The sequence below is a fragment of the Nocardia sp. XZ_19_369 genome, assembly GCF_015355715.1.
Classification (GTDB): domain Bacteria; phylum Actinomycetota; class Actinomycetes; order Mycobacteriales; family Mycobacteriaceae; genus Nocardia.
In genome coordinates this window covers 79,686-94,915 of record NZ_JACVED010000009.1, presented here as the reverse complement: position 1 = coordinate 94,915, position 15,230 = coordinate 79,686, and the positions used below count along the sequence as shown (strand labels likewise).

Here is a 15,230-nt window from a genome sequence, read left to right as displayed (position 1 = left end):
ACGGCGTCTGCCACGAAACTGCCGGACTACTGTGTCGTGGGTCACACGTTGTTTGGCCTACCGAACCCAGGGCATACAGCCCGTCGGGCGTCGCACAGTGCGCGCCGTCGAAACAGTGCTTCGGAAGGATCGGTATCTGTCGTGGTTCTGCTGCTGGTGGGAATCGGTACTGCGTCAGCCGTCGTGATCGCAGCGCATGCCATGGTGGTGGCCGCGCATCTGGCGCAGCGCCGGGCTGCGCCGCGCCGCCGGGTTGCCGTGGACGCCCGCGCCGTGCCCTCGGCACGAGTCTCCGCCTAGTCCGGGTAAGCACGCGCCGGGTCTCGGCCCAGCTGTCCTGTCCGCTGTTCGGCCGATTGTGCGACCTGCCTCGCCCGAGGAATCTGTGAGACGCAAGAAGAACGCGCCGGTGCTCGGGTTCCCGGACTCGCGCAGCCGGTATTGCGAAGAGGTGCACATCATGGCCGAGCCCATCCCCACGCCCGAACCGGCACCCGTGAACAGGCGAATAGTCGCGTGGGCGGTCGACTTCGCCGTGATCGTGGCGGCGGCCGTCCTGCTCGGCTCGGTCACGCACTACCGGATCGCCGACTACCTGTCCGGCTGGCCCGGCCTTGCCCAGTCGGGCGGCTGGAATCTGTTCCGCGCCAACGGAGATTGGGGCGGAGCGGGTAAGGCGTTCGGCTGGGACGTCTTCGGTGAAGTCCTGCTGCTGATCACCGAGGCGTGCCTCGCGCTCGTGCTGATCGTGTTCGTGTATCACTTAGCATCCCTGCTTTGGAAGGGCCGCACGCTCGGAAAGTTCTTGCTGGACATCCGAGTTCACGCACTCGCCGATCCCCGAGGCAGGCTGGGGAAGTGGCAGTCGGCCCGTAGAGCGCTGGCGAGCACCGTGGTGGATGTCGGCCTGTACTCCGCCGCCTGCATAGCCCTGCTCGCAGGCAAGTTTGTACTGTCCCTTGCACTCTGGCACATCGCCGTCCTCGCGCTCGTGGTCAACGCGGCACCGGTGGCGAGCGCGAGCCGTCGAACCGTGATCGACCGTATCGCGGGCACCACGGTCGTCCGCGCGGGCCTGTACCAGAAGTCATGGCAGGCCGCCAGGGACGCGGCGATCGTCGAACGCGGCACACGGGGCGCGCATATCGGCCTCGAACGCGTGCAAGCCGTTTCACAGGCCATGAAGCAACATGCCCAACACCTTTCCGAGGACGAACGCCTCCGCGAGCTGCGCGCGTCGACCCAGGCGACACAGCTGCGTCGCCTGGGTGAGAGTGCGGGTAGGCACACCGGCGAGACCGCCCGGCAGCTGCTCGATTCCGAACGTGGACAACAAGCTCAGGCCACAGCCAACAAGGTCGGCACGAGTCTGCGGGCGGTGTACGCGCGGCGACGCCGCTGATCAGCCTTCGATGGTATCCACTTGCCCGCGTACCCAGTTCTGCGCGAGCTCGAAATCATCTGGGGAAATTCCGAACGCCAGATGATGCACCCCGGCGAAGGGCGCGCCGCGGGTCAGCACGAGCTTGCTGAGGCCGACCTGCACGGTCACCCGCTCGGGCTCCGCCGCGACCGGGAGGCGTAGCACGTCCCGGTAGAACTCGGCCGCCTCATCGAGATCCGTTGTGTCGATGGCTACTTCGCGAATTTTCATGGCAGTCCCTTCGGTGTCGTTCGTTCGGAAACGACCCCGGATCCTCGACGATGGTTGAGGTCAACGGCGACGTCCGACACATGACGTGTGGGTATCCGCCACGCGGACAGCGATTGACAGCCGGACGAACCGGACATAGTGTCCCTCCTCACAGTAATTGGAAACTTTCCTAATAGTTCACCGGCCGCGGTGAGGGAAGGGGCGTCACGTGACCACGCGCCAAACCCTCGCAGGCACGCCCAGCCTGCTGCGCGCGATCAACGACCGCGCCGCGCTGGAGCTGCTGCTCGCCAACGGCCCGCTGTCCCGCACCCAAATCGGCACGCTCACCGGCCTTTCCAAGCCGACCGCCTCCCAGCTGCTCGGACGCTTGGAGGCGGCCGGACTGGTGGTCCCGGTCGGCACCATGCCGGGCGGGCCCGGCCCGAATGCCCAGCTGTATCAAGTGAATCCGACGGCAGGTTATGTGGCCGGGCTCGATGTGACCGCCTTCCGGATTCGCATCGCCGTCGCGGACATCACCGGCCGGGTGCTCGCCGAACACGAGGTCGCCACCAAGGGCTGGCCCGCCGCCCAGACCATCACCAGGGTGGGCGAGGCGGTCGCCGAGACGGTCACCCTCGCCGAGATCGGCGACGGGGTCTGCTGCGAGGTGGTCATCGGCATCGGCGGCGCGCTCGACCCGGCCACCGGCAAATTGCGTTACGCCACACACCTTCCCGGCTGGCATTCCCCGCGACTGGTCGCCGAACTCGAAGCGGCCATCGGCTGCTCGGTATCGGTCGAGAACGACGTCAACCTCGCCGCCATCGCCGAGCAGGCGCACGGCGCGGCGCAGGGCAGCGAGGACTTCGTGCTGCTGTGGACCGGCGTCGGTGTCGGCGCCGCGATCGTGATCGCCGGTCGCCTGCATCGCGGTTTCCACAGCGGCGCAGGCGAAGTCGGCTACATGCCACTGCCGGGCGCGCCGATCGTGCACGACGTCCGCCGCAAGAATTCCGGCGGCTTCCAGGAATTGGCCGGTGCCCCAGCGGTTCTGGCGTTGGCGAAGAAGCACGGCCTGTCCGCGCCGACGGCCGCGCGAGTGGTCGCCGAGGCATTGGAGACGCCGGGGTCCGGTGACGCGTTCCTGGTCGAGTTCGCCAGCAGGCTGGCCCTCGGGATCGCCTCGATCGTCTCGGTGGTGGACCCGGAGCTGCTGATCCTGGGCGGTGACGTGCCACGGGCCGGCGGCGAACGGCTGGCCGCGCTGGTCGAGGACGCCCTGACCGAACTGACCTTCGCCCGGCCCGCGGTGCGCGCCAGCACCGTACCCGGGTCGCCCGTCCTACACGGAGCGCTGGAACGCGCCTTGGCCACCACGAGGGACACCGTGTTCTCGACTCACTGATCCACCGCACCTCGAGCAGTACCCAGGAGAACCGCACATGCGCAGAACGACACGCCGCATCCTCGCCGCCCTCACCGCATGCGCGTCCGCCGCGCTGTTCGTCACCGCCTGTACCGGGCAGAGCTCCGACGGCGGCGGCGACGGCTCCGACCAAGGCAAAGAAGTCAGCATCACGTTCTGGCACGGCTGGAGTCAGGACCACGAGGTCAAGGCGATCAACGACAACATCGCCGCCTTCGAGAAACTGCACCCCAACATCCACGTCAAGGCGGTCGCCAACATCGCCGACGACAAGCTCGAGCAGGCGCTGCGGGCCGGCGGCCGGGACGCGCCGGACGCGGTCTCCTCCTTCACCACCGACTCGGTCGGCAAGTTCTGCTCCGCCAACGTCTGGGCCGATCTCGATCCCTTCCTGAAGAAGTCGGGCATCGACCCCGCCGCGACCTTCCCGCGCGCGATGCTGGAGTACAGCCGGTTCCAGGGCAACCAGTGCGCGCTGCCGCTGCTCAGCGACTCTTATGGCTTGTACTACAACAAGACCGCCTTCGCCGCTGCCGGAATCACCTCGCCGCCAAAGACATTTAGCGAGTTCGAAGCTGCGGCACTGAAGCTGACCATCGCCGAGGGCGACGGCTACAAACAGCTCGGCTTCATGCCGAACTACCACGGCTACGAGACCAGTCCCACGCACTACCTGGGTCAGTACGGCGCGACCTACTTCGACGCGAACGGGAAGTCGAATGTCGGCACCGATCCCAAGATCGCCGCGATGTTCTCCTGGCAGAAAGAGCTGATCGGCAAGCTCGGCGGGTACGACAAGCTGGAGCGGCACCGCACCACCTTCGGCGAGGAGTTCAGCGCCAAGAACCCCTTCCACACCGGCCAGGTGGCCATGTCCCTCGACGGCGAATGGCGCACCGCGTCGCTGGCCGAGTTCCCGGTGGGCTTCGAGTGGGCCACCGCGCCCTTCCCCGTGCCCGACGACCAAGCCGAGACCTACGGCCGCGGCTACCAGACCGGCACCATCATCGGCGTCGCCAAGTCCAGCCAAAAGCAGACCGCCGCTTGGGAATTGGTGAAGTACCTGGCCACGAACACCGACGCCCTGGTCAGCTTCGCCAACGCCATCCACAACGTGCCGAGCACCAACGAGGCCTTGAATTCGCCGAAGCTGACCGCCGATCCGAACTTCAAGACCTTCATCGACATCGCGAAGAACCCCAACTCCTCGACCACGCCGGCCAGCATCAACGGTGGCGCGTACCAGCTTTCGCTGAACAACTTCGGCTACGAATACGAGGCGGGCAAGGTCGACCTCGCCGCGGGGCTGGCCGCGACCGCGAAGGAAATCGACGAGGCGATCGACCAGGCGAAGTGATGTAGCGATGGCACTGTCGAGCACGTCCGTCCCGGCGGCACTCGAGCCGACGCTCGAACGCCCCACCCCGGCGGCACCGAAACGGCCCGCTCCGGCGGCACTGAAACACAAGCGCCGCCGTAGAACCCTGCGCACCTTGGCTTTTCTCGCGCCGTGGCTGCTCGGATTCGGCTTCTTCTTCGCCTACCCGTTGCTGTCCACCGTCTACTTCTCCTTCATGAAGTACGACGGGTTCGCCGCGCCGACCTTCACCGGCCTGAAGAACTGGGACTACGTCCTCGACAAGTACCCGTTCTTCTGGCGGGGGCTGGGCAACACTCTGTGGCTGGTGTTGGTGATGGTGACGCTGCGGGCGATCTTCGGGCTCGGTATCGGGCTGTTGGTCACCAAGATCAAGACTGGGCTCGGCTTCTTCCGCACCGTGTTCTATCTGCCCTTCCTCGCCCCGCCGGTGGCGGCCACGATGGCCTTCGCCTTCCTGCTGAACCCGGGAACCGGCCCGGTGAACCACCTGCTCGGCACCATTGGTCTGCCGCAGCCGGGTTGGTTCACCGACCCCGAGTGGTCCAAGCCCGCGTTGACGATGCTCGCGCTGTGGGGCATCGGCGACCTGATGGTCATCTTCACGGCGGCACTGCTGGATGTGTCCAAGGAGCAGTACGAGGCGGCCGAGCTCGACGGTGCCGGTCCGTGGCAGCGGTTCCGGTACGTCACGCTGCCGAACATCACGCCCATCGTGCTGTTCGCGGTGGTCACCGGCGTGATCCAGACGATGCAGTACTACACGCAGGCGATCGTGGCGGGCAAGGTCGCCAGCGGCAAGGCGGGCAATTCCGGTGAGCCGTTCGTGCCGGGCTACCCGCACGGTTCCACCTGGACGCTGCCGCAGATGGTCTACAACCTCGGTTTCCAGCGCTTCGATATCGGCTCCGCGTGCGTGGTCGCCGTGATCCTGTTCGCCATCTCGATGGCGTTCACCGCGTTGCTGCTGCGGCGCAAATCCGGCTTCCTGCAGGAGGACTGAGCGATGACCATGACTCCCGCCCGCCCGGTGCCCACCATGCCGACCGTCGAAGCCAGGGGCGCCCGTCGCAAGGACGCGCTGCACTGGGTGGCCGTGCACTCGCTCGCCATCGCCGCCGCGCTGCTGTTCCTGATGCCGTTCGCCTTCGTCCTGCTCACGTCGGTGATGTCGGACCGGCAGGCGCTCACCGCCGACCTCTGGCCCGCCGAGTGGCACTGGGGAAACTACGTAAAGGTCTGGGAGACGCCAGGATTCCTCACCTGGTGGCGCAACACCCTGCTGTACGCGGCGGCCGGTACCGCGCTGACGCTGCTCTCCAGCATCCCGGTGGCCTACGCGCTGGCCAAGTTTCGCTTCCGCGGCCGCAATCTCGCGCTGATGGCCGTTGTTTCGATGATGATGCTGCCGCCGCAGGTGACGGTCATCCCGATGTACATGATCTGGTCCAAGCAGTTCCATCTCACCGGTTCGCTGTGGCCGTTGATCATTCCGCTGGCCTTCGGGGACGCCTTCTCCATCTTCCTGCTGCGGCAGTTCCTGCTGACCATCCCCGACGACTACCTGGAGGCGGCCCGCATCGACGGCTGCGGTGAGGTGCGCATCCTGCTGCGGATCGTGTTGCCGATGGCCAAGCCCGCCGTCGCCGCGGTCGCGCTGTTCCAGTTCTTCTATTGCTGGAACGACTATTTCGGGCCGCAGATCTATGCCAGCGAGAACCCGGCCGCCTGGACGCTGAGCTACGGCCTGGAGTCGTTCAAGAGCGCCCACCACGTCAACTGGAACCTCACCATGGCCGCCACCCTGCTGGTGATGGCGCCGGTGATCCTCCTTTTCTTCTTCGCACAGAAGGCCTTCATCGAAGGCGTGACACTGACAGGGGTCAAAGGCTGATGCGCGCACTGAAACTTTGCATAGTCGGTGGTGGTTCCACCTACACGCCGGAGTTGATCGACGGATTCGCCCGGCTCCGTGACACTCTCCCGATCGGGGAGATCGTCCTCATCGATCCCGCCGTGGACCGGCTGGAGCTGATCGCCGGGCTGGCCCGCCGGATCTTCGCCAAACAGGGACACCAGGCCACGGTCAGCACGGCCACCTCGGTCGCCGACGGGGTGGACAATGCCGATGCCGTGCTGCTGCAGCTGCGCATCGGCGGGCAGGCCGCCCGCAACGAGGACGAGCGCTGGCCACTCGAATGTGGTTGCGTCGGACAGGAAACGACCGGCGCCGGTGGTCTGGCGAAAGCGTTGCGCACCGTCCCGGCGGTGCTCGACATCGCCGAGCAGGTGCGCCGGGCCAACCCGGAGGCCTGGATCATCGACTTCACCAATCCGGTCGGGATCGTCACCCGCGCACTGCAATCGGCAGGACACAAGGCCGTCGGCCTGTGCAATGTCGCGATCGGATTCCAGCGAAAGTTCGCCGCGCACTTGGGCGTCGACCCGGAGCTGATCCGGCTCGACCACGTCGGCCTCAATCACCTCACCTGGGTGCGCGGCGTCACCGTGCTCGACCACCCCGGCGCGGGCACGGGGCACGAGGCGCTGCCCAAGCTGCTCGCCGACTTCGGCGCGGACATCGCGGCCGACGTGCGGCTGCCGTTGGCGCTGATCGAGCGGCTGGGCGTCGTCCCGTCGTACTACCTGCGCTACTTCTATCAGCACGACGTGGTGGTCGAGGAGTCCGCGACCACCGGTTCACGGGCCGCCGAAGTGGCGGCGATCGAGCGAGAGTTGCTGGACATGTATGCCGATCCCACCCTCGACACCAAGCCCGAACTGCTCGGAAAGCGCGGCGGCGCTTTCTATTCCGAGGCCGCGGTGCAACTGCTCGCCGCGCTGCTCGGCACCGGCGGCGGCAGTGTCCAGGTGGTCAACACCCGCAACGACGGCATCCTGCCGTTCCTGCCCGACGATGCCGTGATCGAGGTGCCTGCGGCGGTGGACGCCGCAGGGGTGCGCTTACTGCCGCAGCGCCCGATCGAACCGCTCTTCGCGGGCCTGATCGCGCACGTCACCGCCTACGAGCAACTCGCAGTGCAGGCCGCGCTGGAAGGCAGTCGCGACCGTGTTTTCCGCGCACTACTAGCGCACCCGCTGGTCGGCCAGAACGAGCTGGCCGACCAGCTGACCGATCGGCTGATCGCGCATAACCGCGCCTACCTGGGCTGGGCGTGATCATGCCGAAAAACACCGTGAACTGTTGGCGGGGGAAGCGTCTGATGAAAATCCCACAGAACGAGCAGATTCCGGGCGTCCTCGCCATCGATGCGGGCAACAGCAAGACCGATGTGGCGCTGGTCGGGATCGACGGGTCGGTGCTCGGCGCCGCGCGTGGCGGCGGCTACCAACCGCACCGCACCGGAGCACGCCAGGCGATCGAGGGGCTGACGCCGCTGGTCGAATCGGTGGCCAGGCAGGCCGGATTGACCCGCGGCGGGATTCTCACCACCCGGGTGAGCGCGTGCATGGCCAATGTCGATCTGCCCATCGAGGAACAGCGGTTGCATGCCGCGATCGCCGCGCGCCCTTGGGGTTTGACGGTGGGCGTCGTCAACGACACCTTCGGTCTGCTCCGCGCGGGTACCGACGGGCCGTGCGGCGTCGCGGTGGTCTGCGGTGCCGGCATCAACTGTGCCGGCCTGCTGCCGGACGGGCGCACCGCCCGCTTCCCGGCGCTCGGTGTGCTCACCGGCGACTGGGGTGGCGGCGGCGGCATGGCGGCCGAGGCGATGTGGCACGCGGCCAGGGCCGAGGACGGACGCGGTGAACCGACCGCGCTATCCGCCGCCATCGGTGCGTATTTCGGCCTCGCCGGAGCCAATGCGGTGGCCGAGGCGATCCATCTCGGCCAGTTGGCGGAGCAGCGGCTGCACGAGCTGGTCCGCGTGCTGTTCGCCACCGCCGAGGCCGGGGATCCGACCGCGCTGCGGCTCATCGATCGGCAGGCCGATGAGATCACCCGGCTCGCTGTGGTCGCCTTGCGCAAGCTCGACCTGCTCGATACGCCGACCCCGGTGATCCTCGGTGGTGGTGTGCTCGCGGCGCGCCAGCCGCTACTGGTCGAGAACGTGAAGGCCCGGCTTGCCGAGGTCGCACCGCTGGCCGAGCCTCGAATTGTCGTTGCCCCACCAGTTCTCGGGGCCGCGCTGCTCGGGCTAGATCACCTCGGTGCGTCCGCGGCTGCCCGCCAGCGGCTCCGCTCCGCTTATCCGACACTGTCCGCGTCCGATGGGCGGCCGGAGTTCCCCAGCGAAATGGGCCAGCCTGCTTGAGTGCTGGGCCGCCAGGCAGGTGTATCGGGTGGCCCAGCATACGTTCGGTGTAATGCCCTGTGCGGCAGCATAAGTCGGTTTGCCTCACTCAGGCACGAACTGGTGTGGCGGTTTGCGTTGCTCCTCGGCCCCTTCGCTGGACAGCAGCGGCCAGCCTTTGCGCAGCACGAAATCCAGCCACGCACCGCAGGCTTGGGAGGTCAGCACGGCGGTGAGGACGAGCGTGGTGAAGAACGGGGCGTTGATGATGCCCGCGTCGAACGCGACACTGGCCAAGACGATCCCGGGCCCACCGCGGGCATTGCACGTCACGGCGAGGTTGACGATGTCGAGGCGGCGAAAGCCTGCCAGCCGGGCGGCCAGCCCGGTCGACAGCAGTACCACCGCCGAGGAGCCGAGCAGGAACGCGATCAGCATGACCGGCGAGAAGCCCTTGGTGAAGTCGAGCCGGTAGCCGACGACCGCGAAATAGATGGGGATGAACACCGCCGCGGAGACGTGGTCGATCGCCGCCAGCGGCGCGCGGAAGCGTTGGTGCTCGGTACTTTTGATGCCGCCGACGATGCCGAAGCCGGCGAGGAACGCGGCGAAGGCCAGCGTGACGTCCAGCGCCGCCGCGACGCTGACATAACCGAGGACGACCACCATGATCCAGGCGATCGGGGTGTGCGCGGCGAGGACGTTCCACCGGGCGCGGCTGAGCCTGCGCAGCAACGGCGGCAGTATGGTCATCGCGACCAGCACATACAAACCGTTGGCCACCACATGCACCGACACCGTTTCGGCCAGCGCGTCGCCGCCCGCCGCGACCGTGGCCGAGGCGATCGCGGTGGCCAGCGCCAGCACGCCCCAGAGCACGATGTCCTCCACGACCGCGGCGCCGAGAATGAGGCTGGCGAACCGGGTGTGCAGGATGCCCAGGTCGTAGAAGATCTTGGTGATCACCGGGATCGAGGTGACCGCTGTCGCGACCGCGAACACCAGGATCACGGCGGGCTCGCTGCCCGCGTCGCCCATGAAATCCTCCAGCGGCAGTAGCGGTGCCACCGCGAGGGCGAGGAAGAACGGCAGCGGCGTACCGAGGCCCAGTATCCAGGCGGTCGGCTTCCAGTTCTCCTTGCCGAGCACGTTCCGGGCGCTCGCGCCGGAGACGAACATCAGCAACAGCAAACCCAGGTGGTAGAGGAAGCCGATCACCACCGTGGCGGGGTCGTCGCCGCCGTTGCCGAAGATCCGCGCCGCCGTATCGGGCGCCAGCAGACCGAACAGCGACGGGCCGAGCAGAATGCCCGCCGCGATCTCGCCGACGACCTTGGGTTGCCGCAGCAGCGCGGCGAGTTGGCCGAACAGATTGGCGCCGGCGATCAGCAGCAACAACGCCAAAGTCAGTGATCCCACAGTATCCGTGGACATACGCTCTCCTTGCCGACCGTGCGGTATCGGATAAGCGAAGTCTCCCAAAGCATCCCGCCGCGCACGACCGGATCACCCGCACCGGGCACCGAACGCAGCGGTGGATTGCTATGGCCTACAAGCTGTTCGGCCGATCCGGCGGTCAGCGCACGGCACCGCGGCCGGCTGTGGCACTGCGACGTTCATCGGAGGCGGGCGGACCGTCGAGCAGGAGCGTCACTTGTTCGTTCAACATGTCGATCTCGCGTTCGGCGACGAAGCCGTCGCTGGTGACGACCCTGGCGGCGAATCCGTCGAGCAGCAGCAGAATCCATTCCGCGAGCCGTTCGGCCGGCACGTCGCCGCGGACGCGCTGAAGCCGCTGAGCGGCGCGCACGGCGGCTTGCAGTGCGGTACGGGCGGTTTCGTCGTCCGTGCGCAGGGCCAGGGCGATTTCCGGCCGGTGGGTGAGGCCGCCGACGACGGAGATGAATCCGGCGGCCCGGGAGTCCAGCAGCCCGGCGGCGGCGTGCTCGACATAGCCGAGGATCAGCCGACGGGGATCGTCCGCGTCGGCCTGCTGCTCGAAGAACTCGCGGGTCTCCACGGTGCTGTGTTCGAGAATCGCGACCAGCAGCGCGTCCTTGGTGGGGAAGTAGTGGAAGAAGGTGCCCGAGCCGATCCCGGCGATGCGGCAGATGATCGCGGTCGTGGCTCCGGCGTAGCCGTGCTCGGCGAAGGCGGTCAGGCCCGCGTCGATGATTTCGAGTCGTCGGGCCTGGTGTCGCTGCGGATCGATGGGACGGGGCACATGTTCAGCATAGTTAATAGAGTGGTTACTCTGTTAATGTCGGGGCATGCGTTCGTCCTCGCGTCCTCCTGCCACCGCCAGTAGTGCACGGGAGCGCCGGCACGCCGTGCTTGCTCTCTTCGTCCTCGCGCCCGTGCTGGGGGAGGTGCTCGGCGCTTCCTTGCGGTTGAGCTATTTCGTGCAGCCGCTGCGGGTGGTGGCCATCGTCTGCTTCTACGGTGCCGGGGTGTTGTTGATCCGCGAGGTCGCGCAACGGTGGCGGCTGTCCGGCTGGGGAATTGTGTTGCTCGGCTGTGCCTTTGCCCTCATCGAGGAGGGGCTGGCCTTACAGACGATCTTCAACCCCATCGGGATGGACGGCGAGCCGGTTCATGGAAACGCGTTGGGGGTCAACTGGTTCTGGGCGGTGGTCGTGTGCGGCTACCACGTCGTGTGGAGTGTGCTGCTGCCGATTGCGGTGGTCCATCTGGTCTTTCCGCACAGCAGTCGCTCGCCGTGGTTGTCTCGACGGTCGGCCGGTGTACTCGCCGTTGTCTTTGCCTGCGGCACCGCCCTGTTCCTAGCCATCTCGCTGCTGCGCTCCGACTTCAGGCTCCCGCTGGGGCATGCCGCTGTCACGATTGTCGTGGCGGCTGGTCTCGTCTGGGCGAGTAAGCGGTGCCGAGGCAACGGACGTGTTGCGGTTGCCGGGCGCGTGCCGAAACCTAAAGGGGTAGCGCTGTTCGGGGTGGTGGCAGGCACGGTGTGGTTCGTGTTGTTCCTGGCCGCTTTCATCGGCGGGCCGATCTCGTTCGTGTGGTGGACCATTGGCGCGCTGACCTTCGCCGCTGCGGTGGCGCTGGTATTGCGGCGGTGGACCCGGCGCGACTGGTCGCCGCGACACCAGCTCGCCGTCTGCTTCGGTACGGGCTTGTCAGCAACGCTGTTCGGGCTGCTCCTGGTTGCCTTGGACGGACATCGCGCGAACATTGCCTTCCAGTGCGCCGTGCTTATCGCGCTTATCGCGGCGTACATCTGGATGGGGCGACGACTGAGTTCACCTGCCACGGCAGAAGGTTGATCGGTCGGTGTCACCGCTAGTCGTCGCAGCAGTGGCAGGCCTGGGTTCGGTCTTGCACGGGGTCTGCGAATGATGGTGCCGGGCAGCAGGTGTCACCTTTCCAGGCGTTACGACCTTCTTTGACCGCGATGGCCGCGATGACGAGTGCGGCGATCGGGTCGGCCCAGGACCACCCGAAGAGGCTGTTGAGGACCAGCCCGATCAGTAGCACTGCCGAGAGGTAGGTGCACAGCAGTGTCTGCTTGGAATCGGCGACAGCCGAAGCGGATCCGAGTTCGCGTCCCGCCCGGCGCTGCGCCCACGACAACACCGGCATGATCGCCAAACTCGCTGCCGCCAAGCCGATTCCGATCGGTGAATGCTCGGACTCGCCGACGCCGAGCAGCGACTGGACGGCGTCGACTGTGACGTAGGCGGCGAGGGCGAAGAACGAGAAGGCGATGATGCGCAGCGTGATCTTCTCGCGCGCTTCGGGATCCCGGCCACTGAACTGCCACGCCACTGCGGCCGCGGAGGACACCTCGATCACCGAGTCGAGGCCGAACCCGATCAGCGCCGTCGAGGACACCCGCGTGCCTTCGGTGAGCGCGATGATCGCCTCGATCACGTTGTAGCTGATCGTCACGGCGACGAACCATCGGATGCGTCGCGACAATACTTGCCGCCGTGCGGGGTTCGGGCCGAGTGCGAGCAGGGGAGTACCGAGCTCCGACATCAGCAGCAGTCCTCGGTTTCAGCGGCAGGGCAGCAGGTGGGATCGACCGCGAGCACCAAACCGACGAGGTCGTCGAGTGCTCGTCCGATGCGCGGATCCGCCAACTCGTACCGGCTCCGCCGACCGTCCGGCACCGCGACCACCAGCCCGCAGCCGCGCAGGCAGGCCAGATGATTGGACAGGATCTGCCGCGACACCCCGATCTGGTCGGCCAGCTCGGATGGATACCCGGGCGCGGCCCGCAGGCTCAACAGAATCCGCGTTCGAGTCGTATCCGACAGCGCGTACCCGAACCGGGAGAGCGCGTCACTGTGCTGCATCGTGTCCACGCGCTGACTATACAGAAAATGCTGTATTCAGAAAAGGATGTATCGACAGAGGGGGGTGCTCGAACAACTGAGCCACCCGGCGTACGGCTCCGGGTGGCTCAGCCAGCTGCCTGGCAGTGATCGAATTACTCAGGGCTTCCAGGTGATTCGGCCGCCCTGGAACTCCTGGGCTTTACCACCCTCGAAGTCGTACTCGTCACCGGTGGGGTAGCCGTAGACGCCGTCCGCGCCGGCCCTGGCCTCCCAGCTGGTTCGGATCGCACCCCAAACGGCGTGGGCACCGGTGCGCGGCGACCAGTAGATCGCGCCGTCGTTGAAGAGGTTGTAGCGGCCGTTGTTCTTGGCGGGGGCTTCGTCGGTGATCGGGAACCCGAGCGGGCTGTTTTCCGCGCCGAGCGCGTACCACTTGTCCCGGATCACCCCGCTGACCTGGTGCGCCGCGGTGCCCACCGACCAGTAGATCGAGCCGCCCTGGAAGTGGCTGAAACGCCCGGGCTTCACCGGTGTCGACTCTTCGCGGGTCACCGGATAGCGCAGCCCGCCGGTCTCCGAACCGAGTGCGCGCCACTTGTCGAGGATCGGTCCGCCGATCTGGTGGGCGCCGGTGTCGTTGTGCCAGTAGATGGCGGCGTTGCGTTCGAAGGTCTGGAACTTGCCGCCGTTGGCGGCATCCGACTCGGGCGAGGTCGGGTCGCCGAAGACGTTGCCACCGCCGGCCTGGTCGTATTCGACCTCGATCGCGCCACCGACCTCGAAGGGCCCGATCGGGCGCGCGGCCGCGGTGCCCGCGGTCAAGAGCACCGCCAGTGCGACGGTGGCGGCGGCCAGCGGTGCGGACGTGCGGTGGATACCACGAAGGCGAACCAAGAGAACTCCTAGTCAGGTGTGCCGAGACAGGGCGGAGCGTCGGTAGGCGATGATGGCACGACGACTCGTCCCCCGCGCACGCGCCCCGGTCCGAACAGCTCGGCGGTGGGTCAGGGCTGCCAGGTGATGCGGCCGCCCTGGAAGTCCTGGGCTTTGCCGTTCTGGTAGTCGTACTCGTCGCTGGTGGGGTAGCCGTAGCCGCCGTTCACGCCCGCCCTGGCTTCCCAGGTGGTGCGGATGGCGCCCCAGACGACGTGCGCACCGGTGGCGCCGGACCAGTAGATGGCGCCGTCGTTGAACAGGTTGTAGCGGCCGTTGTTCTTGGCGGGGGCCTCGTCGGTGATCGGGAAGCCGAGCGGGCTGTTCTCCCAGCCGTAGGAGCCCCACTTGTCGCGGATCGCACCGCCGATCTGGTGCGCGGCCGTGCCGACGGACCAGTAGATCGAGCCGCCCTGGAAGTGGTTGTAGCGCCCCGGTTTCGAAGGCGTCGCCGCTTCCCGGGTGACGGGGTAGCCGAGGAAGCCGTTCTCCCAGCCGAGGTTGCCCCATTTGTCGCGAATGGCGCCGCCGACCTGGTGGGCCCCGGTGGCCGGGTGCCAGTAGATGGAGGAGTTGCGTTCGAAGGCCTGGTACTTGCCGCCGCGGCCCGCATCGGATTCGGGGATGACCGGATCGCCGAAGACCGCGCCACCACCGGCGTGGTCGTACTCGACCTCGATCGCCCCGCCGACATCGAAGGGCCCGATCGGCCGTCCGGCGGCGGTGCCCGCGGTGAGCAGGACCGCGAGGGCGGCGGTGGTCATCGTGAATGCGACGCGGGTGCGACGTAGGCGTGCCAAAAGAAACTCCTCGAGCAAGGTGGTCGGATCCGAGACAGAGGTGGAGCTCAGCTACCAGGGTGCAGCCATTTGCCGATCGGCAGCGAGGGCAGGGCGCGGACCGCGAGCATGATCGGGTCGCAGTACAGGTTGTCCAGCGGCGTGTCGCCGGTGCCGCAGACGAAGTTCCCCTGCTTGTCGTAGTTCGAAGAGTGACCCTTATAAGACCAGGTCAGGCCGTCATCCGAGTGGCTCCACGGACATTCGTTCGGCTGCAGACCCTTGCACGGACCTTCCACGCCCCACGGCCCGACGGGGTAGGCGGAGGCGGCGGGCGCGAGTGCCAGCGTGAGCAAACTCGCAGCGGCGGTACCGACGAACGCGCGTTTCATTGCTGATTTCACGGATTTTTCCCTTCGACGTGGCAGAGCCGGTGTCGTGGTGTCCGACAATCGCTCTATCGGTCGCACCGGCAGTGCCGTTAGCCCGACCGGGTGCGGAGGGGCACGGGGCTAAGC

Annotated in this window: 16 protein-coding genes; 8 read left to right on the top strand and 8 right to left on the bottom strand. The window is 67.1% G+C overall.

All coding sequences use genetic code 11. From position 1 onward, the window contains the following. Positions 1 to 385: 385 nt before the first annotated feature. Complete coding sequence (locus tag IBX18_RS31105) at positions 386 to 1,402, top strand: RDD family protein (RefSeq protein ID WP_194837072.1); 1,017 nt, start codon at positions 386 to 388, stop codon at positions 1,400 to 1,402. On the opposite strand, the gene IBX18_RS31100 is transcribed toward IBX18_RS31105, so the two are convergent. Beyond that, positions 1,403 to 1,654 carry a VOC family protein gene (locus IBX18_RS31100; protein WP_194837071.1) on the bottom strand — a complete coding sequence of 84 codons (252 nt, stop codon included), beginning with the start codon at positions 1,652 to 1,654 and terminating at the stop codon, positions 1,403 to 1,405. 208 nt (positions 1,655 to 1,862) lie between these two features. On the opposite strand from IBX18_RS31100, the gene IBX18_RS31095 reads away from it, so the two are divergent. Genes IBX18_RS31095 through IBX18_RS31070 form a run of 6 tightly spaced genes read left to right on the top strand, consistent with a single transcriptional unit; the run spans position 1,863 to position 8,720 of the window. Further along, positions 1,863 to 3,044, top strand: a complete 1,182-nt coding sequence (locus IBX18_RS31095) for an ROK family transcriptional regulator (protein WP_194837070.1) — start codon at positions 1,863 to 1,865, stop codon at positions 3,042 to 3,044. 37 nt (positions 3,045 to 3,081) lie between these two features. Further along, a complete protein-coding gene (locus tag IBX18_RS31090) occupies positions 3,082 to 4,422 on the top strand; it encodes an ABC transporter substrate-binding protein (RefSeq protein ID WP_194837069.1) in 1,341 nt (446 codons plus the stop codon). A gap of 7 nt (positions 4,423 to 4,429) precedes the next feature. Beyond that, positions 4,430 to 5,446, top strand: coding sequence for a carbohydrate ABC transporter permease (locus IBX18_RS31085; protein WP_194837068.1), 1,017 nt, complete (start codon positions 4,430 to 4,432; stop codon positions 5,444 to 5,446). A gap of 3 nt (positions 5,447 to 5,449) precedes the next feature. Continuing rightward, on the top strand, positions 5,450 to 6,337 hold the full coding sequence (locus IBX18_RS31080) for a carbohydrate ABC transporter permease (RefSeq protein WP_194837067.1): 888 nt from the start codon (positions 5,450 to 5,452) through the stop codon (positions 6,335 to 6,337). After that, positions 6,337 to 7,623 carry a 6-phospho-beta-glucosidase gene (locus tag IBX18_RS31075; protein ID WP_228542088.1) on the top strand — a complete coding sequence of 429 codons (1,287 nt, stop codon included), beginning with the start codon at positions 6,337 to 6,339 and terminating at the stop codon, positions 7,621 to 7,623. Before IBX18_RS31080 ends, IBX18_RS31075 begins: the two co-directional genes overlap by 1 nt. A gap of 44 nt (positions 7,624 to 7,667) precedes the next feature. After that, positions 7,668 to 8,720, top strand: a complete 1,053-nt coding sequence (locus tag IBX18_RS31070; RefSeq protein WP_194837066.1) for an N-acetylglucosamine kinase — start codon at positions 7,668 to 7,670, stop codon at positions 8,718 to 8,720. A gap of 84 nt (positions 8,721 to 8,804) precedes the next feature. On the opposite strand, the gene IBX18_RS31065 is transcribed toward IBX18_RS31070, so the two are convergent. Together IBX18_RS31065 and IBX18_RS43230 are read right to left on the bottom strand one after the other, a co-directional pair. Beyond that, entirely contained in the window at positions 8,805 to 10,133 is a 1,329-nt protein-coding gene (locus tag IBX18_RS31065) for a cation:proton antiporter (RefSeq protein WP_194837065.1), read from the bottom strand. Between the two features lie 142 nt (positions 10,134 to 10,275). Next, positions 10,276 to 10,923, bottom strand: coding sequence for a TetR/AcrR family transcriptional regulator (locus IBX18_RS43230; RefSeq protein ID WP_194837064.1), 648 nt, complete (start codon positions 10,921 to 10,923; stop codon positions 10,276 to 10,278). A gap of 46 nt (positions 10,924 to 10,969) precedes the next feature. Between IBX18_RS43230 and IBX18_RS31055 the strand changes: the two genes are divergently transcribed. After that, entirely contained in the window at positions 10,970 to 11,983 is a 1,014-nt protein-coding gene (locus tag IBX18_RS31055) for a hypothetical protein (protein WP_194837063.1), read from the top strand. A gap of 16 nt (positions 11,984 to 11,999) precedes the next feature. Here IBX18_RS31055 and IBX18_RS31050 read toward each other — a convergent pair whose 3' ends face one another. From IBX18_RS31050 to IBX18_RS31030, 5 genes are all read right to left on the bottom strand, one after another. Beyond that, positions 12,000 to 12,698 (bottom strand): cation transporter, encoded by a 699-nt coding sequence (locus IBX18_RS31050; RefSeq protein ID WP_194837062.1) that lies wholly within the window; start codon positions 12,696 to 12,698, stop codon positions 12,000 to 12,002. Further along, positions 12,698 to 13,018: a metalloregulator ArsR/SmtB family transcription factor gene (locus tag IBX18_RS31045; protein ID WP_228542119.1), complete on the bottom strand. Its 321-nt coding sequence runs from the start codon at positions 13,016 to 13,018 to the stop codon at positions 12,698 to 12,700. Before IBX18_RS31045 ends, IBX18_RS31050 begins: the two co-directional genes overlap by 1 nt. Positions 13,019 to 13,156: 138 nt before the next feature. Then, on the bottom strand, positions 13,157 to 13,894 hold the full coding sequence (locus tag IBX18_RS31040; protein WP_228542087.1) for an LGFP repeat-containing protein: 738 nt from the start codon (positions 13,892 to 13,894) through the stop codon (positions 13,157 to 13,159). 110 nt (positions 13,895 to 14,004) lie between these two features. After that, a complete protein-coding gene (locus IBX18_RS31035; protein WP_228542086.1) occupies positions 14,005 to 14,733 on the bottom strand; it encodes an LGFP repeat-containing protein in 729 nt (242 codons plus the stop codon). A gap of 47 nt (positions 14,734 to 14,780) precedes the next feature. After that, positions 14,781 to 15,116 carry a hypothetical protein gene (locus IBX18_RS31030; RefSeq protein ID WP_107656256.1) on the bottom strand — a complete coding sequence of 112 codons (336 nt, stop codon included), beginning with the start codon at positions 15,114 to 15,116 and terminating at the stop codon, positions 14,781 to 14,783. Positions 15,117 to 15,230: the final 114 nt, after the last annotated feature.

Excerpts from the sequence above, each read along its gene's own strand:
- IBX18_RS31100 (WP_194837071.1), bottom strand. The coding sequence starts at position 1,654 with ATGAAAATTCGCGAAGTAGCCATCGACACAACGGATCTCGATGAGGCG.
- IBX18_RS31090 (WP_194837069.1), top strand. The coding sequence starts at position 3,082 with ATGCGCAGAACGACACGCCGCATCCTCGCCGCCCTCACCGCATGCGCG.
- IBX18_RS31085 (WP_194837068.1), top strand. The coding sequence starts at position 4,430 with ATGGCACTGTCGAGCACGTCCGTCCCGGCGGCACTCGAGCCGACGCTC.
- IBX18_RS31080 (WP_194837067.1), top strand. The coding sequence starts at position 5,450 with ATGACCATGACTCCCGCCCGCCCGGTGCCCACCATGCCGACCGTCGAA.
- IBX18_RS31075 (WP_228542088.1), top strand. The coding sequence starts at position 6,337 with ATGCGCGCACTGAAACTTTGCATAGTCGGTGGTGGTTCCACCTACACG.
- IBX18_RS31070 (WP_194837066.1), top strand. The coding sequence starts at position 7,668 with ATGAAAATCCCACAGAACGAGCAGATTCCGGGCGTCCTCGCCATCGAT.
- IBX18_RS31065 (WP_194837065.1), bottom strand. The coding sequence starts at position 10,133 with ATGTCCACGGATACTGTGGGATCACTGACTTTGGCGTTGTTGCTGCTG.
- IBX18_RS31055 (WP_194837063.1), top strand. The coding sequence starts at position 10,970 with ATGCGTTCGTCCTCGCGTCCTCCTGCCACCGCCAGTAGTGCACGGGAG.
- IBX18_RS31050 (WP_194837062.1), bottom strand. The coding sequence starts at position 12,698 with ATGTCGGAGCTCGGTACTCCCCTGCTCGCACTCGGCCCGAACCCCGCA.
- IBX18_RS31045 (WP_228542119.1), bottom strand. The coding sequence starts at position 13,018 with ATGCAGCACAGTGACGCGCTCTCCCGGTTCGGGTACGCGCTGTCGGAT.